This is a genomic window from Phytopseudomonas seleniipraecipitans, assembly GCF_900102335.1.
GTDB lineage: Bacteria > Pseudomonadota > Gammaproteobacteria > Pseudomonadales > Pseudomonadaceae > Aquipseudomonas > Aquipseudomonas seleniipraecipitans.
On the sequence record NZ_FNBM01000005.1, the window covers coordinates 149134 to 168125 of the forward strand.

The 18992-nt window shown below is 61.2% G+C and carries 17 protein-coding genes; 12 read left to right on the top strand and 5 right to left on the bottom strand.

The window, feature by feature from the left end; all coding sequences use genetic code 11:
* Positions 1–49 precede the first annotated feature (49 nt).
* Positions 50–643, top strand: a complete 594-nt coding sequence (locus tag BLS60_RS12640; protein WP_070880998.1) for a MarC family protein — start codon at positions 50–52, stop codon at positions 641–643.
* Positions 640–1422, top strand: a complete 783-nt coding sequence (locus BLS60_RS12645) for an N-acetylmuramoyl-L-alanine amidase (RefSeq protein ID WP_092368559.1) — start codon at positions 640–642, stop codon at positions 1420–1422. The genes BLS60_RS12640 and BLS60_RS12645 overlap by 4 nt, the downstream gene beginning before the upstream one ends.
* Positions 1423–1478: 56 nt before the next feature.
* Here the strand turns inward: BLS60_RS12645 and BLS60_RS12650 are convergent, their stop codons facing one another.
* A complete protein-coding gene (locus BLS60_RS12650) occupies positions 1479–3263 on the bottom strand; it encodes a KinB sensor domain-containing domain (protein ID WP_092368561.1) in 1785 nt (594 codons plus the stop codon).
* Complete coding sequence (gene algB / locus BLS60_RS12655) at positions 3260–4603, bottom strand: sigma-54-dependent response regulator transcription factor AlgB (protein ID WP_092368564.1); 1344 nt, start codon at positions 4601–4603, stop codon at positions 3260–3262. The genes BLS60_RS12650 and algB overlap by 4 nt, the downstream gene beginning before the upstream one ends.
* Before the next feature lie 227 nt (positions 4604–4830).
* On the opposite strand from algB, the gene BLS60_RS12660 reads away from it, so the two are divergent.
* From BLS60_RS12660 to BLS60_RS12685, 6 genes are all read left to right on the top strand, one after another.
* Entirely contained in the window at positions 4831–5682 is an 852-nt protein-coding gene (locus tag BLS60_RS12660; RefSeq protein WP_092368567.1) for a BON domain-containing protein, read from the top strand.
* An 84-nt stretch (positions 5683–5766) separates the two neighbouring features.
* The gene (locus tag BLS60_RS12665; RefSeq protein ID WP_092368570.1) at positions 5767–6198 is read left to right on the top strand and encodes a PA2169 family four-helix-bundle protein; all 432 of its coding nucleotides are present in this window, start codon (positions 5767–5769) and stop codon (positions 6196–6198) included.
* A gap of 215 nt (positions 6199–6413) precedes the next feature.
* Positions 6414–6683, top strand: a complete 270-nt coding sequence (locus BLS60_RS12670; protein ID WP_092368573.1) for a hypothetical protein — start codon at positions 6414–6416, stop codon at positions 6681–6683.
* A 64-nt stretch (positions 6684–6747) separates the two neighbouring features.
* Positions 6748–6912 (top strand): DUF1328 domain-containing protein, encoded by a 165-nt coding sequence (locus BLS60_RS12675; protein WP_013789335.1) that lies wholly within the window; start codon positions 6748–6750, stop codon positions 6910–6912.
* Positions 6913–6925: 13 nt separating this feature from the next.
* Positions 6926–7387, top strand: a complete 462-nt coding sequence (locus BLS60_RS12680; RefSeq protein WP_420848461.1) for an inhibitor of vertebrate lysozyme family protein — start codon at positions 6926–6928, stop codon at positions 7385–7387.
* A 146-nt stretch (positions 7388–7533) separates the two neighbouring features.
* Positions 7534–8763 carry a nucleoside recognition domain-containing protein gene (locus BLS60_RS12685; RefSeq protein WP_092368579.1) on the top strand — a complete coding sequence of 410 codons (1230 nt, stop codon included), beginning with the start codon at positions 7534–7536 and terminating at the stop codon, positions 8761–8763.
* Positions 8764–8782: 19 nt separating this feature from the next.
* Here BLS60_RS12685 and BLS60_RS12690 read toward each other — a convergent pair whose 3' ends face one another.
* On the bottom strand, positions 8783–10000 hold the full coding sequence (locus BLS60_RS12690) for a DUF5924 family protein (RefSeq protein WP_276325652.1): 1218 nt from the start codon (positions 9998–10000) through the stop codon (positions 8783–8785).
* Positions 10001–10245: 245 nt separating this feature from the next.
* Positions 10246–11205, bottom strand: coding sequence for a GlxA family transcriptional regulator (locus BLS60_RS12695; protein ID WP_092368584.1), 960 nt, complete (start codon positions 11203–11205; stop codon positions 10246–10248).
* 188 nt (positions 11206–11393) lie between these two features.
* On the opposite strand from BLS60_RS12695, the gene choX reads away from it, so the two are divergent.
* The 4 genes from choX to BLS60_RS12715 all read left to right on the top strand — a co-directional run bounded on the left by choX (position 11394) and on the right by BLS60_RS12715 (position 14741).
* Positions 11394–12329 carry a choline ABC transporter substrate-binding protein gene (gene choX, locus BLS60_RS12700; protein ID WP_092368587.1) on the top strand — a complete coding sequence of 312 codons (936 nt, stop codon included), beginning with the start codon at positions 11394–11396 and terminating at the stop codon, positions 12327–12329.
* Between the two features lie 67 nt (positions 12330–12396).
* Positions 12397–13281 carry a 3-dehydrocarnitine:acetyl-CoA trimethylamine transferase CdhC gene (gene cdhC / locus BLS60_RS12705; RefSeq protein ID WP_070880986.1) on the top strand — a complete coding sequence of 295 codons (885 nt, stop codon included), beginning with the start codon at positions 12397–12399 and terminating at the stop codon, positions 13279–13281.
* 21 nt (positions 13282–13302) lie between these two features.
* On the top strand, positions 13303–14268 hold the full coding sequence (locus BLS60_RS12710) for an L-carnitine dehydrogenase (protein ID WP_092368590.1): 966 nt from the start codon (positions 13303–13305) through the stop codon (positions 14266–14268).
* Between the two features lie 2 nt (positions 14269–14270).
* Positions 14271–14741, top strand: a complete 471-nt coding sequence (locus BLS60_RS12715; protein ID WP_092368593.1) for a thioesterase family protein — start codon at positions 14271–14273, stop codon at positions 14739–14741.
* A gap of 156 nt (positions 14742–14897) precedes the next feature.
* On the opposite strand, the gene BLS60_RS12720 is transcribed toward BLS60_RS12715, so the two are convergent.
* Positions 14898–18908 (bottom strand): hypothetical protein, encoded by a 4011-nt coding sequence (locus tag BLS60_RS12720; RefSeq protein ID WP_092368596.1) that lies wholly within the window; start codon positions 18906–18908, stop codon positions 14898–14900.
* Positions 18909–18992 lie beyond the last annotated feature (84 nt).

An 18992-nucleotide genomic window follows, 5' to 3' on the forward strand; every position in this document is an offset into this window, starting at 1 on the left:
AGCTGCCGTAACCACTAGACTGGGCGGCTTTTTCAAGGAACTGCGAACCATGGACATCTTCAGCATCGCCGTGCTGCTTTTTCTGGTCACCGACCCGTTCGGCAACATTGCCATCTTCATCGCCGCGTTGAAGAACGTTTCGCCAGAGCGGCGTCTGCGAGTGGCCGCGCGTGAGCTGTTGTTCGCCTTGGGATTGCTGCTGCTGTTCCTTACCTTTGGTGACAAAGTGCTGAGTGCCCTGGGCCTGTCACGCGAGGCAACTGCGATTGCGGGCGGTATCATCCTGTTCGTCATTGCCATGCGCTTGATCTTTCCGAGCCCGAACGGGGTGCTGGGAGATGTGCCGGACGGCGAGCCGATGCTGGTGCCCTTGGCTACGCCGGCAGTGGCCGGACCTTCGGCGCTGGCGGTGTTGATGACCTTGCGCAACACCCATGAAGGTGAGCTCTGGGAGCTGTACCTTGCGCTGATCCTGGCTTGGGCCGCGACGGCATTCATCCTGTTGCAGGCCTCGTTCCTGCAGCGCTTCCTAGGCCCGCGTGGGCTGACAGCGGTAGAGCGGCTGATGGGCATGCTGTTGATCATGCTCAGCGTCGATATGCTGCTGGACAATATTCAGAGCGTATTGCATATCCAACCATGAAATTACTCAGTCTTGTCTTATCCGCCCTCCTGCTGACCGCGTGCAGCAGCGGGCCACGTATCGATCACAGCTATACCGCCAGCGGCCAGAACAGCCGCGTGCAGTACATCGTGCTGCACTACACCTCGACCGATTTGCCGCACTCGCTGCAATTGCTTACTCAGGAAGAGGTCAGTGCTCACTATTTGATCAATACCGTGCCGCCAACCATTTACCAGCTGGTGGACGAAAATCGCCGCGCCTGGCACGCCGGGGTGAGCGAATGGCAAGGGCGCACCTGGTTGAACGCCACCACCATCGGCATCGAACTGATCAATCAGGGCTATTTCGACACGCCCAAGGGGCGTTACTGGCAGCCTTATGCGCAGCCGCAAATCGACGCGCTGATCGTATTGCTCAAGGACATCATGCAGCGCCACCAGCTGCCGCCGGGCAGCATCATTGGGCATAGCGATATCGCGCCGCAGCGTAAAGTCGATCCGGGCCCGCTGTTCCCCTGGAAGCAATTGGCCGACGCCGGCCTGATGCCCTGGCCGGATGCTGCCATGGTGGCGCGTGAACAAGCCGTTTTCACCGTCAGCCCGCCGGATGTTGCGTGGTTCCAGCAGCAATTGGCGGGGCTAGGTTACGAGGTGCCGAACACCGGCGAGCTTGATGACGCCACGCGTAACGTGATCCGCGCCTTCCAGATGAAATACCGGCAAGCGCTTTACGACGGCCAGCCGGATGCGGAGACAGCCGCGCTACTGCTGGTGCTCAACCGTATGGGCAAGGCGTAGCACGCGGTAAAGGAGCCAGTGAGCATTTATTAGCTGCGCACCGGCTTCGATGCGGTCTACAGCGGCAGCGCCAGATGGAAGCGGGCGCCCTGGCCGGGCTGGGATTCAGCACCGATGCGGCCACCGTGCAACTGGACAATTTCCTTGCACAATGCCAGTCCAAGCCCGGCGCCACCTTTTTTGCGGCCGACCTGCACGAAGGGTTCGAACAGCCTGGCCTGCTGGCCGTATGGAATGCCCTCGCCGTCATCTTCCACGCTGATCAACAGGCGATCATCCTGGCGTTGTGCCGAGAGTCGGATGGTGCCGGCTTCCGGGCTGTGGCGCAGGGCGTTGTCGAGCAGATGATCGAGCACGCGGTCTATTTGCGCGCGATCCAGATGAGTGCGCGGTAGCACCTCGTCCATTTCCAGTGAAAGCTCGACGTGAGCGGCCTGCGCCTTGCCGGCGTGCCGCTTGAGCGCCTGGCCGAGCAACTCGGGAATGTCGCAGGGCGCCAGCTCGAGCTTCTGCACGCCGCTCTGGTAACGGGAGAAGTTCAGCAAGTCCTCGATCAGATGCACCAGGCGCTCCATTTCCTCATCGACGATGTGCACCAGGTCGGCTTCGCGGGATTCGGCGGCGAATTTGCTGCGCTCACGCAGCAGCCCGAAGGCCATGTGCATGCCGGTCACCGGCGTGCGCAGCTCGTGGGAGGCGCGTAGCACGAATTCGTTGCGCGCTCGCTCGAAGGTCCGCTGTTTGGTGACATCATGCAGCACCATCACGGCGCCGAGGATATGTCCTTCGCTGTGGCTGACCGGCGTCAGGCTGTAGCTGAGCAGGCGTAGCTCACCGTTCGCCTCGACCTGCAGATCAGCCAGCCGCTGGTCCAGGCTGTGGCCCTGCAGCACGTGCTGCAGTTGCTCATCCAGCTCGGGGCGGCCGAGCGCCTGGCTTGGGCTCTGGCCAAGCGGCTGATCGTCCCAGCCGAGCTGGCGCTGGGCGACCGGGTTGAAATGCCCCAGCAGGCCATTGCGGCCGAAGATCAGCAAACCGTCGTCGATACTGTCGAGCACCGCCTGCAGGCGCCGCTGCTCGGACATCAATGCCTCGACGTTGCTGCTCTTGAGATGGCGCAGGCTTTCCGCCATCAGACCGAAGCGGCGGCTCAGCGCCGACAGTTCGGCAACCGGGGTAATCGGCAGGGTCACCTGAAAATCACCCTGACCAATCTGGTCGGCAGCGCGAGCCAGCGCTTCGATGGGTTGGCCGACCCGGCGAGCGATGCTGTGGGCCGTGATGAAGCCGATCACCAGTACCGCAAGGCCCACCAGCCCCAGCAGCCCGGCGATCAGCCAGGCACGCTCGCGAGCATGCGCCTCAGAGGCCTGCACCGCTGCCACATAGCTGACCTGCAGGGCATTGAGGCGATCGCGCACGGCTTCGATGCTATTGGCGAATTCGTCGTTGTTGAGCAGGTCGTTGCGTACCGCCTGTGGATCTTGCAATAGCAGGCTGAATTTCTGGTAGGCGGACTGGATGTCGAGGATTGCCTGGCGATCACCATCAGTCGGGCTTTGTGCCAGCGCCCGATCTATCCATTGTCGGAAGTTCTGGTCGGAGGTGCGTAGCGTCTGCAGCGCCTGCTCATCGAAACGCTCACCCAGCACCAGAAACAGCTGCTTGCCGAGCTCCTGACGCAAATCGAGGCTGTCGCTGATCACGTTCAGGTTGTGTGCCAGCGTGCGGTTCTGCGACTGAGTCAGCTGCAGCACGCTGAAGATTCCCAGCATCAGGCCCAACAGCGCAACGGTCAGCAGCGCAGTGGTGCTCAGGAACAGCTTGCTGCGCAGTTTCATAGGCCGAGCTGCTTGCGTTTCCGATAGAGCGTCGAAGCGTCGATGCCGAGCGTTCGGGCAGCCTGGTCGAGCGTTTCACTGTTGGCCAGAACCGCGGCGATATGCGCTTTCTCCAACTCTTCGAGGCTGAGATCGGCACCCACCCGTGGCGCGCTGTTGGTTGTCGGCGCGCTCATGCCCAAGTGAGCCAGCTCCACCCATTCGCCTGGGCAGATGATGCTCGCGCGCTCGATCACGTTGCGCAATTCGCGGATGTTGCCAGGCCACTGATAATCGAGCAGCGCCTTCAGCGCCTCTTCACTGAAGCCGCGGGCGGGACGCGCATAATCTTTGACGAAGCGGGCCAGGAAGCGGTCAGCGAGGGTCAGGATGTCATCGGCACGCTCGCGCAGAGGCGGCAGGTTCAGGGTGATGACGTTCAAGCGATACAGCAGGTCTTCACGGAAATGCCCTTCCTTGACCATCTCGGCCAGGTCGCGGTTGGTGGCCGCGAGAATGCGCACATCCGCATGACGAGTGACCGGATCGCCGGCGCGCTCGTATTCCTTGTCCTGAATGAAGCGCAGCAATTTAGGCTGCAACGTGAGCGGAAAGTCGCCAATCTCGTCGAGAAAAAGCGTGCCGCCGTCTGCCTGATTGACGCGACCCAGGGTGCTTTCACTGGCACCGGTGAAGGCGCCGCGACTGTGACCGAACAGCTCGCTCTCCATCAGCTCGGCGGTGAGCGACGGGCAATTGATGGTTACGCAGGATTTCTTCGCGCGGCGGCTCCAGCCGTGAATGGCACGTGCCAGCTCGCCCTTACCGGTACCGGACTCGCCGAGAATCAGAATGTTGGCGTCGGTGGCGGCGACCTGCCTGGCGGTTTCCAGAATCGCCATCATCGCCGGGCTGTGCGAATCGATGCCGTCGCTCGGCTTGCGCACTTCGCCTTCCAGCGCTTCCAGGCGCGCGGACAGCTGGCGGACTTCCAGCTGCTTGGCAGCGGCCAGACGCAGCTGATCCGGGCTGCACGGTTTGACCAGGTAGTCGGCGGCGCCGGCTTGCATGGCATCCACGGCACTGTCGATGGCCGAATGCGCGGTGACGATCACTACGCGCATCCAGGGCGCCTGGATGCGCATTTGCGCCAGTACGTCGAGACCGTTTTCATCTCCCAGGCGCAGGTCGAGAAAACACATGTCGAACACTTGGCGTTGCAGCAACGACTCGGTCTGCAACGCGCTGTTGGCGGTGGTGACTTGGTAGCCCTCGTCCTCCAGGCAATAGCGGAAAGTGCGCAGGATAGCCGCTTCGTCGTCGACCAATAGGATGCGCCCGCTCTGACCTGTTGCTTCCATTTCATGCTCCATGGGGGTGAATGGCAGAGATTAGTCCAGAAATCTTCGTGCAAGTTGCACGGCCAGTATGACGCGATCTTGCATCGTGCAAGCGGTCAGCTGCTACGTCTTCGATTTAAACGACTGATTTTAGTTGGTTTTTATTTTTTTGGGCGGCTGGCATAGCGCTTGCGATAACTCTTCAGCCGCTCTAATGCGGCTTTTTTGCATTAAACAGGAGCCGTTACATGCTGTTGAGACAATCCGCACTGGCCATTGCCATCACAGGTCTGATGACCCTGGCTCCGCTCGCACAGGCGGCTGAAGGGGGCAATTCCGGACAGTTGAGCGATGCCCGGCAGCTGGGTGCCATCGATACGGCATTCGCTCTCAATCGACATTTGAACCCCTTTGACATCGACGTTTCCGTAGAAGACGGCGTCGCCACCCTGCGTGGTGTGGTCGAAAGCACTGCGGAGCGCGATTTGGCCGCGGAACTGGCGAGCATCATCGAGGGCGTGCGCGAGGTGCGTAATGACCTCGAAATCGACCCGGCGCTCGACGTATCCCCGGTCGACGTCCAGACCCGACTACCGACCGACAAGAGTCTGGCCCAGCGCTTCGATGACGCCACGCTGGCGGCTACCGTTAAGTCCAAGCTGTTGTGGAACAGCAATACCGACGGCCTGGACATTCAGGTGCGCGCAGAAAATGGCGTGGTGGGCTTGAGCGGCAACGCCGGCACGCCGGTAGCCAAGGAATTGGCCGGCGAGCTGGTGGCCAACACCCCGGAGGTCCGTGAGGTACACAACCACTTGAGCATCAGCACGGCTGACAGCACCTCAGCCGAAGCCGAGAACGCCGCCACCGACGCTGCCGCTTCGATCAGCGACTCGTGGATCAACAGCAAGGTGAGGTCGAGCTTCCTCTATAGCCGCAATCTCGATGCACTGAATATCAAGGTCGATACCAAAGACGGCTTCGTCAGCCTCAGCGGCACGGTATTGAGTAACGCCGAAAAACGCCTGGCCGTGGAAACCGCACGCAACATTCGTGGCGTGCGTGGCGTTGATGCCGACGCGCTGCGCATCACCGGTTAACAGCGTTTCAAGGAAGGTGGTCTTGCCACCGCCAGTCATGCAGGGCGCCAGCGCCGCTGCCTAAATCGAGAAAGGAACATCACCATGAGTGACAAGACTGAGCAACTGAATGAGCTGATCGCCATCATCCGTGACGGTCAACGCTTCTATGAACATGCCCATGATGAGGTCAAGGATGTACGCCTGCAGGCACTGTTCCACGACATGGCACAGACCAAGAACCAGGTGATCCAGGCACTGTCGGTGAAAATCGCTGCCAGTCATGAAGAGCCAACCACCCACGGCACGGTGGTCGGCAAGCTGCGCGTAGCTTACGCCGACGCTCGCGCCACGCTCTCGAGTGATGAAGAAGCCACCTACGTGGCGCAGCTTGAGGAAGCGGAGGACCGCATTCTCGAAGCGTTCGAAGACGCCCTGGAAAGCGCCGAACCCGACGTACGTGCGCTTTTGGCCGTAGAAATGCCGAAAATCCGTGCCTGTCATGACCGCATCCGCGACCTCAAGCACGGCATGTAAGCGACTCGGCACAGGGAGGTGCCGGTTTTGGGTCGTGCATTACGCCCGAGCGGTAACTGGTGATCGTGCAGGATGCCAATGATGGCAAATGATTTTATTTTGTAAGCTATTGATTAATAAGAATTTTATTTTTTCAAAAAGCTGGCACGTTGGCTGCAATCTCTTCTCATGAATTTGAACGCTACGGCGTACAACAACGATTTGAGGAGCTTCCCATGAACCTTCACCGCGCCCACATCCAGATGCTGATTCTTGCCGTTGCGGCAGTAGTGTTTCTGCTGATGAGCGTGTCGTTGATGAAAGCTCCAGAACCCAAGGCCGCCACCGTGACCGTGTCCAGCCAGGTTCAGCAGGCCAGCTTCCAGTACGCAGCCGCCCATGCCGCATCCGCTGGGTTGCAGACTGTGAGCACGCAGAGCACCGGCGACTGGGTACGTGCAGATACCGTGGAAGCACCGGTCAAGCAAACCCGCTGGGTGTTCTGAAGCGCCAACCAATTTCTTTCAACTGTTCCACCCGTTAGATCTTAAAAAACCAAGGAGAAACGCCATGCTGAGTTGGGCCATTACCTTTCTGATCATCGCCATTGTCGCTGCCGTATTGGGCTTCGGTGGTATCGCAGGCACTGCCACAGGTATCGCGAAAATCCTTTTCGTGGTGTTCCTGGTCATGTTTATCGTTTCGTTCATCATGGGCCGTCGCCCTCGGGGCTAGGCACACCATGACGATGAATCGATTCAAGACGCTCGTTGCCGCTCTGATGTTGGGCGGTAGCGCGGCGGCCTTGGCTGCAAACACGGATGGCGAATTCCGCCTGAACGAGCTGCTCGGGAGTAACCCGGACTATCGCGAAGCGTGGCAGGAACTGATTCATGATGAGGAACGCTTACCCGAATGGGTAATCAACCTCAGCGGCGAGGCAACTCCCATGAAGACGTTGGAGGAAGACGGTGACCAGTATCTGGTCGGTCAGCTGTGTGAGGCATCCAATTGCTCCCATCAGCGCCTCTATGTCGCCTTCAGTTGGGACAAGGACGATGCCTATGCGCTCTGGGTTCAATTGCCTGAGGGTTTACCCAAGGACAAGACGCCCAGTGAGCATGCTGACCTACGCTGGCTCGGTGAGCCGGATGATGGGATCAAGCAATTGCTTCAGGAACAGTTGAAGAAAGATCCCGACTGGTACTGATGCTGCTGACGGCGCCTTCTGGCGCCGTTGTTCCATCTGCAAGACAGCAACAAGCTCTCCTTTCACAACACCGCAAACGAATCGGCATTGCCACTTCTCGAGCCCAGCCGCGCTATCATCGGCCGCTATGTTCTAGGGGGTGATTTATGCTCAACGGCTTGTGGCTGAGCTTTTTCGTGGTGGCGGCAGTGGCGGGGCTTAGCCGATGGCTGCTGGCCGACGACCCGGCTGTATTTGCAGCGATGGTGGAAAGCTTGTTCGCCATGGCGAAGCTGTCCGTCGAGGTAATGGTGCTGCTGTTCGGCACGTTGACCCTGTGGCTCGGGCTGCTGCGCATTGCCGAAAAAGCTGGTTTGGTCGATGCCCTGGCGCGCTTGCTCGGCCCCTTGTTTGCCCGGCTGATGCCCGAAGTGCCGCGCGGTCACCCGGCCCTTGGTCTGATCACCATGAACTTCGCTGCCAACGGCCTGGGGCTGGACAACGCCGCCACGCCCATCGGCCTCAAGGCGATGCGTGCCTTGCAGGAGCTCAATCCGAGCAGCACCACCGCGAGCAACGCGCAGATCCTCTTTTTGGTGCTCAACGCGTCGTCGTTGACTCTGCTGCCCGTCACCATCTTCATGTACCGCGCCCAGCAAGGGGCGCCTGATCCCACCCTGGTATTCCTGCCGATCCTGTTGGCCACCAGCGCGTCGAGCCTGGTCGGGCTGTTTTCGGTCGCCATCATGCAGCGGCTGCGCATCTGGGACCCTGTCGTGCTGGCTTATATGGTGCCGGGAGCCTTGCTGCTGGGCGGTTTCATGGCGTTGCTGGCCGGCATGTCCGCCACGGCGCTGGCCGGCTTGTCATCACTGCTCGGCAACCTGACGCTGTTCGGGGTGATCGTCGCCTTTCTGGTCATCGGTGCGCTGCGCAAGGTGCAGGTCTACGAACAGTTCATCGAAGGCGCCAAGGAAGGTTTTGACGTCGCCAAAAGTCTGCTGCCGTATCTGGTAGCGATGCTTTGCGCGATTGGCGTGCTGCGGGCTTCGGGAGCGCTGGAGTTCATGCTCGACGGTATTCGCTGGCTGGTGGCCTGGGGTGGTTGGGACACCCGCTTTGTCGATGCGCTGCCCACCGCGATGGTCAAACCGTTCTCGGGCAGCGCCGCCCGGGCGATGCTGATCGAAACCATGCAGACCCAAGGTGTCGACAGCTTCCCCGCGCTGGCTGCAGCAACCATCCAGGGCAGTACGGAAACCACCTTCTATGTATTGGCGGTGTATTTCGGCGCAGTAGGCATCCAGCGAGCCCGCCATGCCGTGGGCTGCGCGCTGTTGGCAGAGTTTGCCGGCGTGGTTGCCGCGATCAGTGTCTGCTACTGGTTCTTCGGCTGAAGGCAGTGTATGACGCTGCTCAACTGCCCGCTGGTGGGGTCGGCTGAGCCGTTGGCTCGGGCTCCGCTTCGAGGGGCGGCTCAGGCGTAGGGGCGGGCTCGGCCGGCGGTTCGGGCTCAGACTCAGGTTGGGAAGCAGGTTGGTCTTCAGGTGCCGCTTGTGGCTCCTGCGTGTCTGACGGCGCTTCTTCCGGCTTTGCTGCGGGGCTCGCCGGCGCACCGGCATCCGGTGTGACCTCGAAGCGCAGCACGCCAATCATTTGCCCGGCCTCGGTCAATACCTGAATTCGCCAGTTACCTTCCACGTCCTGCGGGAAGTTCTTTTTGTGCGTCCAGGCGCGATAGCCTTTCTCGCGGCCGCCGTGAATGTCCAGGGCGATACGCTCCAGTTCCTTACCGTTGTGCTCCCAGACGTGATAAATGCGCTCGTCCAGGCCACGCGGTGCATTGATCGCCGTGTAAGCGTACAGACCGGTGCTGCGCAGTTGGCTGACGGTGAGCGTTTCCAGACCTTTGCCAGGCGAGCGATTCTGGTTGTCGAACTCGGTGGTAATTGCCACTTCGGTCAGCCATAGCGTGGCCGGCGGCACCCAGACGCGCCCCAGCCAGCCGGCAGCACCGATGGCCAGCGTCAGGCCGATCAGCAACAGGCCCCGCCACCATTTGCGCACGGTGATGATGCTGAACAGACTGGGGAACGACAGCACAACTGCGGCTGCCAGCGCCAGCTGATAACTCTCGGTGGTGTTCAGCTTGAGGATGATCGGCAGCGCCGTCAGCAGTGCGGCGAACAACGCCAGCATGTGGTACGCCAGAAAGATCCAGCGTCGCGGCGCCAACCATTTGTAGTACAGCGGATCGATGATCGACACCAACGCGGCAGCGGCCAGCAGCCCGCTGAACATCAGCTGGCCGCTGTTCCAGGTGGTGGTGATAAAGAAAAACGGCAGGACGAAGAACAGACTTTCCTGGTGGATCATCTGCGTCGCGTAGCGCAGCAGCGGGCGCGGCAGCTCGAAGCCGAAGCGGGCGGCGATGCGCTCGCGCAGCATGTTCTCGAGAATCAGCCAGAGCCAGCTGACCAGCATCACCAGGGCCACCACCTTGGCCAACCCGGCCTGGCGATCGACCAGCACAAAGCTGGCAACCCCCGACAGAAAGCCGAACACAGCGATGACGCCGGGATGCCGTTGCATCAAGGCAATGATTCGCGCGAGGAGACTTTTACTGGAGGTGATGAGAGACAAGGCAATTCTGGCAGTGATCGAGCACGAGACGCAGGATACTGCATTTGCTCAGGCGTAAGGCTTCCGCCGATCAGGCGTGGATGGGTTAACCGTTTTCGCACTAGCCGATCAGAGCGGAGCAGGACGAAAGGTGGCGTAGCTGTGCGGGGCGCGTCACTAACGCTGCTTTGCCTACGATTGTGATCGTGAAGCGGTGAGCGGTGCGCCGTGTAGGTGATGTTCCGTGATGTGCACCGTCACGACGAGGGAGCTGGCGCTGCCTCATGTCGGTCCTGACGTGGGCTCACGTCGAAGCGGGCGCGGTAGCGGCGAGCGAAGTAGGACGCCGACTCGAAGCCGCAGGCCAGTGCCACTTCAAGCACGTTCATGTCGCTCTGGCGCAGCAGATGACGGGCCTTGTCCAGGCGCACACCGAGGTAAAAGGTCACCGGCGTGCTGCCCAGGTGGTGGCGGAACAGCCGTTCCAGTTGCCGGGCGGTGATGCCGACGGCAGCCGCCAGCTCACCGGGCGAGCGGGGCGCCTCAGTGCTGCGCTCCATCTCGCCGACTACCTGCACCAGCTTGCGGTTGTGGATGCCGTAGCGGCTGGTGATCTGCATGCGCTGATGATCCAGGCGCGTGCGGATACGCCCCAGCACGAATTGCTCGGAGACCTGAATCGCCAGGGCCTCGCCATGCTCGCGAGCAATCAACCCGAGCATCAGGTCAAGGCTGCTGGTGCCGCCGGCACTGGTGATGCGTCGGCCGTCGATCTCGAACAGTTCCTGGGTCGGTTGCAGCTGTGGATAACGTTCGCGAAAAGCATCCAGCGCTTCCCAATGCAGGGTCACTCGCTGGCCTGGTTTCAGCAGCCCGGCTTCGGCCAGCACAAAACTGCCGGTGTCGATGGCCCCCAGCACCCGGCATTCACGCTCGGCGCGGCGCAGGCGCGAGGCCAACTGAGGCGTGAAGCCCGCCAAGGGCTCGAAACCGGCGACCACGAACAGACTGACATCGCTCAGTGGCCCATCCAGCGCGCCGTCGACATTCAGCGACATACCGTTGCTGGCCTGCACTGCGGCGCCGTCGTCGCTGAGCAGGCGCCAGCTGTAGTGCGGTGCATGGAAACGGTTGGCGACCCGCAATGGTTCGATGGCCGACATGAGGCCCATCATCGAAAATCCCGGTAGCAGGTGAAAGCAGAAGGTATGTGACATGGCGGATTCCGCGTGTGTGGAGCCCGATCTAACGGCAGGTACACGCTGGAAGCAAGTCGTTATGATCTGGTTTTGTGTCGATATAGTGCGAATTAGCGCAATGGTAAATGAGTAAGGTGGGCTCATCGGAATCCCGCTGTTCCGGTCACGGTACTAAGAACCAGACTAAACCGTTGAGGAACCTACTCATGAAAGCACTCACCGCATTCGCTGCGTGTTGCACCTTCACGCTGATCAGCTCACCCCTGCTGGCCGCCGACGATGACAGTTGCAAGACGGTGCGCCTTGGCGCCGTCGGCTGGACCGACGTGGTCGCCACCACCGCCGTCGCTGCCGAGCTGCTGCAGGGCCTCGGTTATGAAACGACCCAGACCCAGGCGTCCCAGCAGATTATTTTCGCCGGCATTCAGAAGGGCCAGGTCGACGCCTTCCTCGGCTACTGGAAACCGATCATGGACGACAACATCAAACCCTTCCTCGATTCGGGCGCGGTGAAAGTGGCCGAGCAGCCGTCGCTAAACGACGCCGTGGCGGTGCTCGCCGTACCCAGCTACGCCGCTGAGCAAGGCTTGAAGACGCTGGCCGATATTCCACGCTTCAAGAACCAGCTGGAGGGCAAGATCTACGGCATCGAGGCCGGTTCCGGTGCCAATACCGCGATCCAGAAGATGATCGACCAGAACCGCTTCGGCCTCGGTGAATTCAAGCTGGTCGAGTCCAGCGAGGCGGGCATGCTCGCGGCCGTTGGTCGCGCCGTGCGCGCCGACAAGCCAGTGGTGTTCTTCGGCTGGAAGCCGCACCCGATGAACCTGCAAATGCCCATCACCTACCTGACCGGCACCGAAGGCGTGTTCGGCCCCAACGACGGCGCTGCGACGGTGTCCACCGTGACCTCGCCGGACTATGCCCAGCGTTGCCCGAATGCCAACCGCCTGCTGACCAGCCTGCGCTTCACCAGCGAGCAGGAGGCTGCGCTGATGCAGCCGATCATGGATCGCCAGGCGCCAGAGAAAGTGGCGCGTGAGTGGATCGCGGCCAACCCGCAAGCCGTCGCCGGCTGGCTGGACGGCGTGACTACCCTTGATGGCAACCCCGCCGCCGAAGCCCTGACCGCAACCCAATAACCCTCGACCTCGTCGCTACCGTGCCCTGCACGGTGGTGGCGTTCGCCCTGAAGAAAGGAGATCGACCGTGAACCATGAAGTCATCGTCACCTGCGCGGTCACTGGCGCCGGCGATACCGTCGGCCGCCATCCGGCGATTCCCGTCACCCCCAAGCAGATCGCCGAGGCGGCCATCGAAGCCGCCAAGGCAGGCGCTACCGTCGCCCACTGTCATGTGCGCGACCCGCAGACCGGCAAGCCGAGCCGCGACGTGGCGCTGTACCGCGAGCTGGTCGAGCGCATCCGCGAGAGCGACACCGACGTGATCATCAACCTCACCGCCGGCATGGGCGGCGACCTGGAGATCGGCCCCGGCGAGCAGCCGCTGGCGTTCGGCGCCGGCACCGATCTGGTCGGCCCGATGACGCGTCTGGCGCATATCGAAGCGCTGCGCCCGGAAATCTGCACCCTGGATTGCGGCACCCTGAATTTTGGCGACGGCGATTTCATCTACGTCTCCACGCCCGCGCAGCTGCGCGCTGGCGCCAAACGCATCACCGAGCTGGGCGTGAAGGCCGAGCTGGAGATCTTCGACACCGGTCACCTGTGGTTCGCCAAGCAAATGATCAAGGAGGGCTTGCTCGACGACCCGCTGATCCAGCTGTGCCTGGGCATTCCCTGGGGCGCACCGGCGGACACCGCGACCATGAAGGCGATGGTCGACAACCTGCCGCCGGGCCTGACCTGGGCCGGTTTCGGCATCGGTCGCCAGCAGATGCCCATGGCCGCACAGGCGATGTTGCTGGGTGGCCATGTGCGCGTCGGTCTGGAAGACAACATCTGGCTGGACAAGGGCGTACCGGCCAGCAACGGCTCACTGGTCGAGCGCGTGGTGGAGATCATCGAGCGCCTTGGTGGGCGTGCGCTGAGCCCGGCTGAAGGGCGCGAGAAGATGAACCTGAAACGTCGTTGAGCCAGCAAGCGGGAGCCTGCCATGTCCTTTGTCACCGATATCAAGATTTTTGCCGCCCTCGGCACTGGCGTGATCGGCGCCGGCTGGGTCGCTCGTGCCCTGGCCCACGGCCTCGACGTGCATGCCTGGGATCCAGCGCCGGGCGCTGAAGCAGCGCTGCGCACGCGCATCGCCAATGCCTGGCCAGCCCTGCAAGCGCAGGGGCTGGCGCCGGGCGCCGCGATGGAGCGGCTGCGTTTTTTTGCTGACCTCGACGCCTGTGTGGCCGATGCCGATTTCATTCAGGAGAGTGCACCCGAACGCCTCGACCTCAAGCTCGACCTGCATGCCCGCATCAGCGCTGCGGCGCGTCCCGACGTGATCATCGGGTCCAGTACGTCGGGCCTGCTGCCCAGCGAGTTCTATGCCCAGGTGCAGCACCCGCAGCGCTGCGTGGTCGGTCATCCGTTCAATCCGGTGTACCTGTTGCCGTTGGTGGAGGTGGTTGGTGGCGAGCGTACTGCGCCTGCCGCGGTGCAGGCTGCCATCGGCATCTACAGCGCACTGGGCATGCGCCCGCTGCACGTGCGCAAGGAAGTGCCCGGTTTTATCGCCGACCGCCTGCTCGAAGCGCTGTGGCGCGAGGCGCTGCACCTGGTCAATGACGGCGTGGCCACCACCGGCGAGATTGACGACGCGATCCGCTTTGGCGCCGGGCTGCGCTGGTCATTCATGGGCACCTTCATGACCTACACCTTGGCGGGCGGCGACGCCGGCATGCGCCACTTCATGGCCCAGTTCGGCCCGGCGCTGAAGCTGCCCTGGACCTACCTGCAGGCACCCGAGCTGACCGAAGCGCTGATCGACGATGTGGTCGCCGGCACCGGCGTGCAGCAGGGCCAGCGCAGCATTGCCGAACTGGAGCGCTACCGCGACGACTGCCTGCTGGCGGTGCTGGGCGCGATCAGGGAAACCAAGGCGCGCCACGGCTTCGTCTTCGAGGAATGAGCATGTTGCCGATCACCTACCGCACCTTGGTGCAAGCCGACTGGGTCGACTACAACGGTCACCTGCGCGATGCCTACTACCTGCTGATCTGCAGCTTCGCCACCGACGGTTTGATGGACCTCATCGGCCTCGACGAGGCGGGCAGGGGCCGTACCGGGCACACGCTTTATACGCTGGAGTGCCACCTCAATTTTCTTGCCGAGGTGAAGCTTGGTGTCGAGGTTCAGGTGCGCACACAATTGCTCGGCCATGATCACAAGCGCCTGCATATCCACCACCGGATCGAGCGCTGCGACGACGGGCAGACAGTGGCCGAAAGCGAACAGATGCTGATGAATATCGACACCGCGGCTGGACGCTCGGCGGCGTTCGATGCGCACGTCGCCGGTCGCGTCGTCGAGCTGGGCGAGTCGCAGCACGGGATGCCGCGCTCCGCCTATGTTGGCAGGACGATCGGGCTGCCATCCGCCTGATCGAAGGCCGCTCGGCCCGTTTTGCGGGCCGACGCGTGCTGTAGGAATGATTGACGCAGCCCTGGGTATCGCTGCGCTCAACGCCAGACTACGGTCGAGCTGTCCCGGCATCGCATGGACGGTCACCGGCCGCCCCGGTTGGGGCGGCTTGTTACCTTAGCCTCGCATCACCCGCCAGGCTGGGGTGTTGTCGTTGGGGTTGTACTTCAGCTCGCTCTTGTCTGTCTCTTCCACGCCGATGGCCTTCAACCAGGTTTCCAGGTCGCCGGTGCTGATCTTGCCGTCGCGCCGGTCGTTCTTGGCCAGGTTGTCGAGCTGATCGAAGAAGCCCGGGTTGTCGAGCAGGAAGCGCGCCGCTTCTTTCTCGGCCTCGCTGCCATCGCCATTGGCAATCTTCTCTAGATCCTTCTTGCTGACGATGGCGTCCTTGCCGTTCCAGTCGTCCCAGCGTTCGCGGATGGTCTCGATGATGCTCAGGTTGTCGTCATAGTAGGCGCGGTCGTACTGCTCCTCGTGAGCACCGACCATCTTCAGCCAGGTGTTGAGGTCGTTGGTGCTTACCTTGCCGTCTTGGCCGCCTTTGCCCCACTGGGTGTCGAGTTGTTCCCAGAACTCACTGTTCTCGAGCAGGAACTGCGCGGCTGCTTTCTCTTCGTCACTGCCGTCGCCATTGGCGATCTTCTCAAGGTCTTTCTTGCTGACGATCGCGTCCTTCCCATTCCAGTCATCCCAGCGCTCGCGGATGGTGTGCATGACCTCGCGATTTTCTTCGTAGAACGCCTTGTCGTACGTGGCCAGGTGCAGGTCGTCATCCAAACGATTGATGGACGAGCCGCCTTCTTGCGGCGTGTCCTTGAAATTCTCCCATTCATCCTTCTGGTAGTCGTAGATGCTCTGTCCGGCGGGGGCATCGCGGCCGTCGTACTCGTAGAAGCTGTAGCGCGCATATTCCAGCTTGTCGCCCCAGTCCTCCTGGGCCAGGCCCAGCTCGGCGAGGTCCTTGAACCACTGGCCTTCCTTGTCGGTGGCTTTCTGCTTCTTCTCGTGGTCGACGAAGATGCTGACGATACCTGCGACCAGCCCAAGCACCGCGGTAACCAGAAACAATGGCCCAGTCGCGCCTGCCAGAGCGCCGATGTTGGCAAACAGGCCGACGGTACCGATGATGCCGGCCGTGGTGCCTGCAACGCCGCTGACGACAAACAACGAGCCGCTGGCTTTACCCAGATCGCTACCGGTCTTGATTGCTTCTTTGATGGCGAGCGCGCCCATCACAATGTCACTGACACTGAGAATGTCAGGCGCCACACCCAGGACCTTGGTGACCGTGCCGGCAATGCGCGCTGCCGTGCCTGGCTTGATCGAAGGCACGTCCGGCTTGCCGCCGGAAGCCACGTCAATCACGTTGTCAGTCGTGACAAGGCCTGATTGTGCAGAAGTGGTTCTTACCGCTTCATTGACGCGCTCGACGGCACCATCAATAACGTCCGAAGGCGGCGGCGTGCGATTGTCGCGCTCGAACATCGCATTGATGGATTCTCGATCAAGGTCTACATCCGCGGAGAAACCATTGAACGGTTCGCTTCCAGCTGGCGCCGGTGAGCCAGAGCGGCGTGCACGCTCCTCCAGGGTGGCATCGAAGGACTCGCGGCTGGGCGGGGTGATGTTGCGTTGCTCGAAGTACTCCACAGCGTCTTCGTAAATCGTCGACACCGCATCGGTATAAGTCGAGTACCCCGAAGAGCTTACTGACGGCGGTAGCGCGCGGTTTGCGGCATCGTCCAGATGATCCGCGAAATCGCTTACAGAGGCGTCGTTCGGAACGTCTCCCAGACCATTCGCGGCGCGTTGCTCGTTGATGCTCTGGGTGATTGTTTCTTCGCTGATGGTGAGCTTCTGTTCGGTGGCAATATCGTTAAGGCTGCTGTACTTCGAGTAATCGGCAGGCGGCGTGCCGCCCGCCCGCGTGATGATGTCGTCGAGCAGCGCACGGCTTGCCGGGTCGTCCAGCGTGCCGAGGCCGGAGGCCTCACCCGATAGCCTTATCTGGTCTAACACGTCGCTGCCACCGCCATTGTTCAGCGAGGCCAGTTCGAGGGAGCCGTTTGCACGGGTCTGGGCTGCGTCGGGAATGCCTGAAATACCCTTGTCGCGCAGAAAGCCTTCAATCTTTCTGCCCCAGGTACTCTCCTTGCCCCAGATATCCGGCAAGGTTTTGCTCAGCCCCAGCAGGTCGGCCGTGTTGGTCTTGGTGAACAAGTCGAAGATGCCAGTCTTCTCGAATTGGGCGCCGTAGCTGAGGAACGTCATGAAGTCGCGTACGATAATCAGCCGCTCCATGGGTTCGTCCGCCAACTGGCCATTCTTCGCCGAGAGCATGTAGATCGCGCCACCCAGCGAGCCGAAGGCCGATACTGTGCCGAGAACGCCGTACTTGTTCAGCGTGCCGATGGCCTTGGCGAAGTCGTTCTTGCTGACCTCGGCTGGAATGTATTTACCCTGCAGCTGCTCATTGAAGTCCGCCTGACTGATGCTGCCGTTGTTGAGCTTTTCGCTGAGTTCAACAAAGTCGGCCATCTTGGTTTTGTCGTTGAGCAGCTCGTTGAAGAATTTCTCGATGCTGTCCTGAACGCGACGAGGGATGTCGGCTGCCCTGAGCGCAGTCTTGATCAGAATGCCCATATCCCGGTAGGCCAGCTCTTTGTATTCGTCGGGGATGGAATTCGGGTCACCGACCAGTGTGTCGATCTCGACAAGAATGCTGTTTTGTTTGAGCGCCGACTCCGCTTGCCTGGCGCGCTCGGGGTCGAGCTGCTCCAGGCTCGAGGTCAGGCGGGCAACTTCTGCTTGAGCCTCGGCGCCCATGCCCTGCTTTTTCATGTCCTGCAGGTATTTGACGAACTCGGTGCTGGTCAGGGTGTTGTATAGCTGGTCTTCGAGCTTGTCCTTGTCCTCTCCGCCGATTTTCTCGATGGCCTTGTCGATTTCCGCCTGGAACTCCTTGCCGATCTTGTCGCTCTCGCCTTGGCCCGTCGTGAACAGTTCACCGAGCATCTTGTCCACGGCGTTGCCGTCGAGAATGTCCTGCATGTCTTCGGAGCTGAGCTCCTCGCCGTCACTCTTGAACTGGCGCCACGTCGTGCCGCCACGCGGGTCCTCGATATACGGCGTGATGGTGTGGCCGCCTTCCATGGTCGCCTTGGCCTCAATGGCCTTTATCAGTTTGCCGATATCGCTGTCCTTTTCGACCTTGCCCTCTTCGATGAGCTTGCGGTATTTGTCGAGCAGGTTTTTGGTCGCCAACTCGACGACCGTCATGTCTTCCTTGTCGTCTTTTTTCGCTTTTTCACCGCTGCTCAGGCCGAGTAAATCCATCGCGTCGAGATCAGGCAGCTTGTACGTGTCGCGCAATGTCTGGATCGAATCCCCACTCTTGAGGTGGTCGCTCCACATTTCACTAACCCGGTCGTACATCTCCTTGTTTTCGTGTTGGGAAACGACGTACTTCTTGCCGTCCTTGGTCTCGAATTGAATAACGCCGTTACCGAACTCGTCCGGCGAGCCAAACCAGGAAATGTCATGTTTGGCGATGTAGGTATCAGCGCCGGCGACTTCACGACCCGCGTCTGCGCGCTGTACGAGGGTGTAGCGCGACAGCCCGATCTGCTGCAATTCGGCGAACAGCTCTGGGGTGAGCGCTTTGGAAACGGTGACGGTCTCGCCGTCGGCGTCCACGTACGTGATCACCTCGGCCTTTTCCAGGTTTCCTTCCCACTTGAATTGCGTGTAGTCGCCCCAGCTTTTCACTTCTGTGTTGCGATCGGCGACTGCGTGCTCGTCGGCCATTGCGGCGACCACTTGGGCTTTCTGCTCAGGCGACTGATTGAGGGCGTGCAGGTTGACCAAAAATTTGTATAGCTCGGGATTTACCGAACGCTCCACTACCACGCCTTGACCGTTCAGCTCATAACGGATTTTTCCGTCCTTGGCTGCCTCGACCTCGGTCGTGTCAACGGGCGGCCAGGTCTCGTTATCCGTGGCGGTGCGGTCTTGTTTGGGCTTTGGATTGCCTTCGGCTTTTTGGCTCAGCCGCACAATATTGTCGAAACGATGGCGATCGCTGCCAGGCTGTTCGATGCCGCCCTTGTTCAGTGGTTTCACGCTCACGATCAGTTCCTCGCGAAGTAAAGGCGATTGGCCGAGTCGCTCTGCAAGATCCGCATGGGCGCCTAAGGCCGGGATTGCCCCGAT

What these genes read in the sequence shown, in the direction of transcription:
- BLS60_RS12650 (WP_092368561.1), bottom strand. Translation starts at nt 3,263, where the DNA reads ATGAAACTGCGCAGCAAGCTGTTCCTGAGCACCACTGCGCTGCTGACC.
- BLS60_RS12640 (WP_070880998.1), top strand. Translation starts at nt 50, where the DNA reads ATGGACATCTTCAGCATCGCCGTGCTGCTTTTTCTGGTCACCGACCCG.
- BLS60_RS12695 (WP_092368584.1), bottom strand. Translation starts at nt 11,205, where the DNA reads ATGTCACATACCTTCTGCTTTCACCTGCTACCGGGATTTTCGATGATG.
- BLS60_RS12660 (WP_092368567.1), top strand. Translation starts at nt 4,831, where the DNA reads ATGCTGTTGAGACAATCCGCACTGGCCATTGCCATCACAGGTCTGATG.
- BLS60_RS12675 (WP_013789335.1), top strand. Translation starts at nt 6,748, where the DNA reads ATGCTGAGTTGGGCCATTACCTTTCTGATCATCGCCATTGTCGCTGCC.
- BLS60_RS12685 (WP_092368579.1), top strand. Translation starts at nt 7,534, where the DNA reads ATGCTCAACGGCTTGTGGCTGAGCTTTTTCGTGGTGGCGGCAGTGGCG.
- BLS60_RS12715 (WP_092368593.1), top strand. Translation starts at nt 14,271, where the DNA reads ATGTTGCCGATCACCTACCGCACCTTGGTGCAAGCCGACTGGGTCGAC.
- BLS60_RS12710 (WP_092368590.1), top strand. Translation starts at nt 13,303, where the DNA reads ATGTCCTTTGTCACCGATATCAAGATTTTTGCCGCCCTCGGCACTGGC.
- algB (WP_092368564.1), bottom strand. Translation starts at nt 4,603, where the DNA reads ATGGAAGCAACAGGTCAGAGCGGGCGCATCCTATTGGTCGACGACGAA.
- BLS60_RS12670 (WP_092368573.1), top strand. Translation starts at nt 6,414, where the DNA reads ATGAACCTTCACCGCGCCCACATCCAGATGCTGATTCTTGCCGTTGCG.
- BLS60_RS12645 (WP_092368559.1), top strand. Translation starts at nt 640, where the DNA reads ATGAAATTACTCAGTCTTGTCTTATCCGCCCTCCTGCTGACCGCGTGC.
- BLS60_RS12665 (WP_092368570.1), top strand. Translation starts at nt 5,767, where the DNA reads ATGAGTGACAAGACTGAGCAACTGAATGAGCTGATCGCCATCATCCGT.
- BLS60_RS12680 (WP_420848461.1), top strand. Translation starts at nt 6,926, where the DNA reads ATGAATCGATTCAAGACGCTCGTTGCCGCTCTGATGTTGGGCGGTAGC.
- choX (WP_092368587.1), top strand. Translation starts at nt 11,394, where the DNA reads ATGAAAGCACTCACCGCATTCGCTGCGTGTTGCACCTTCACGCTGATC.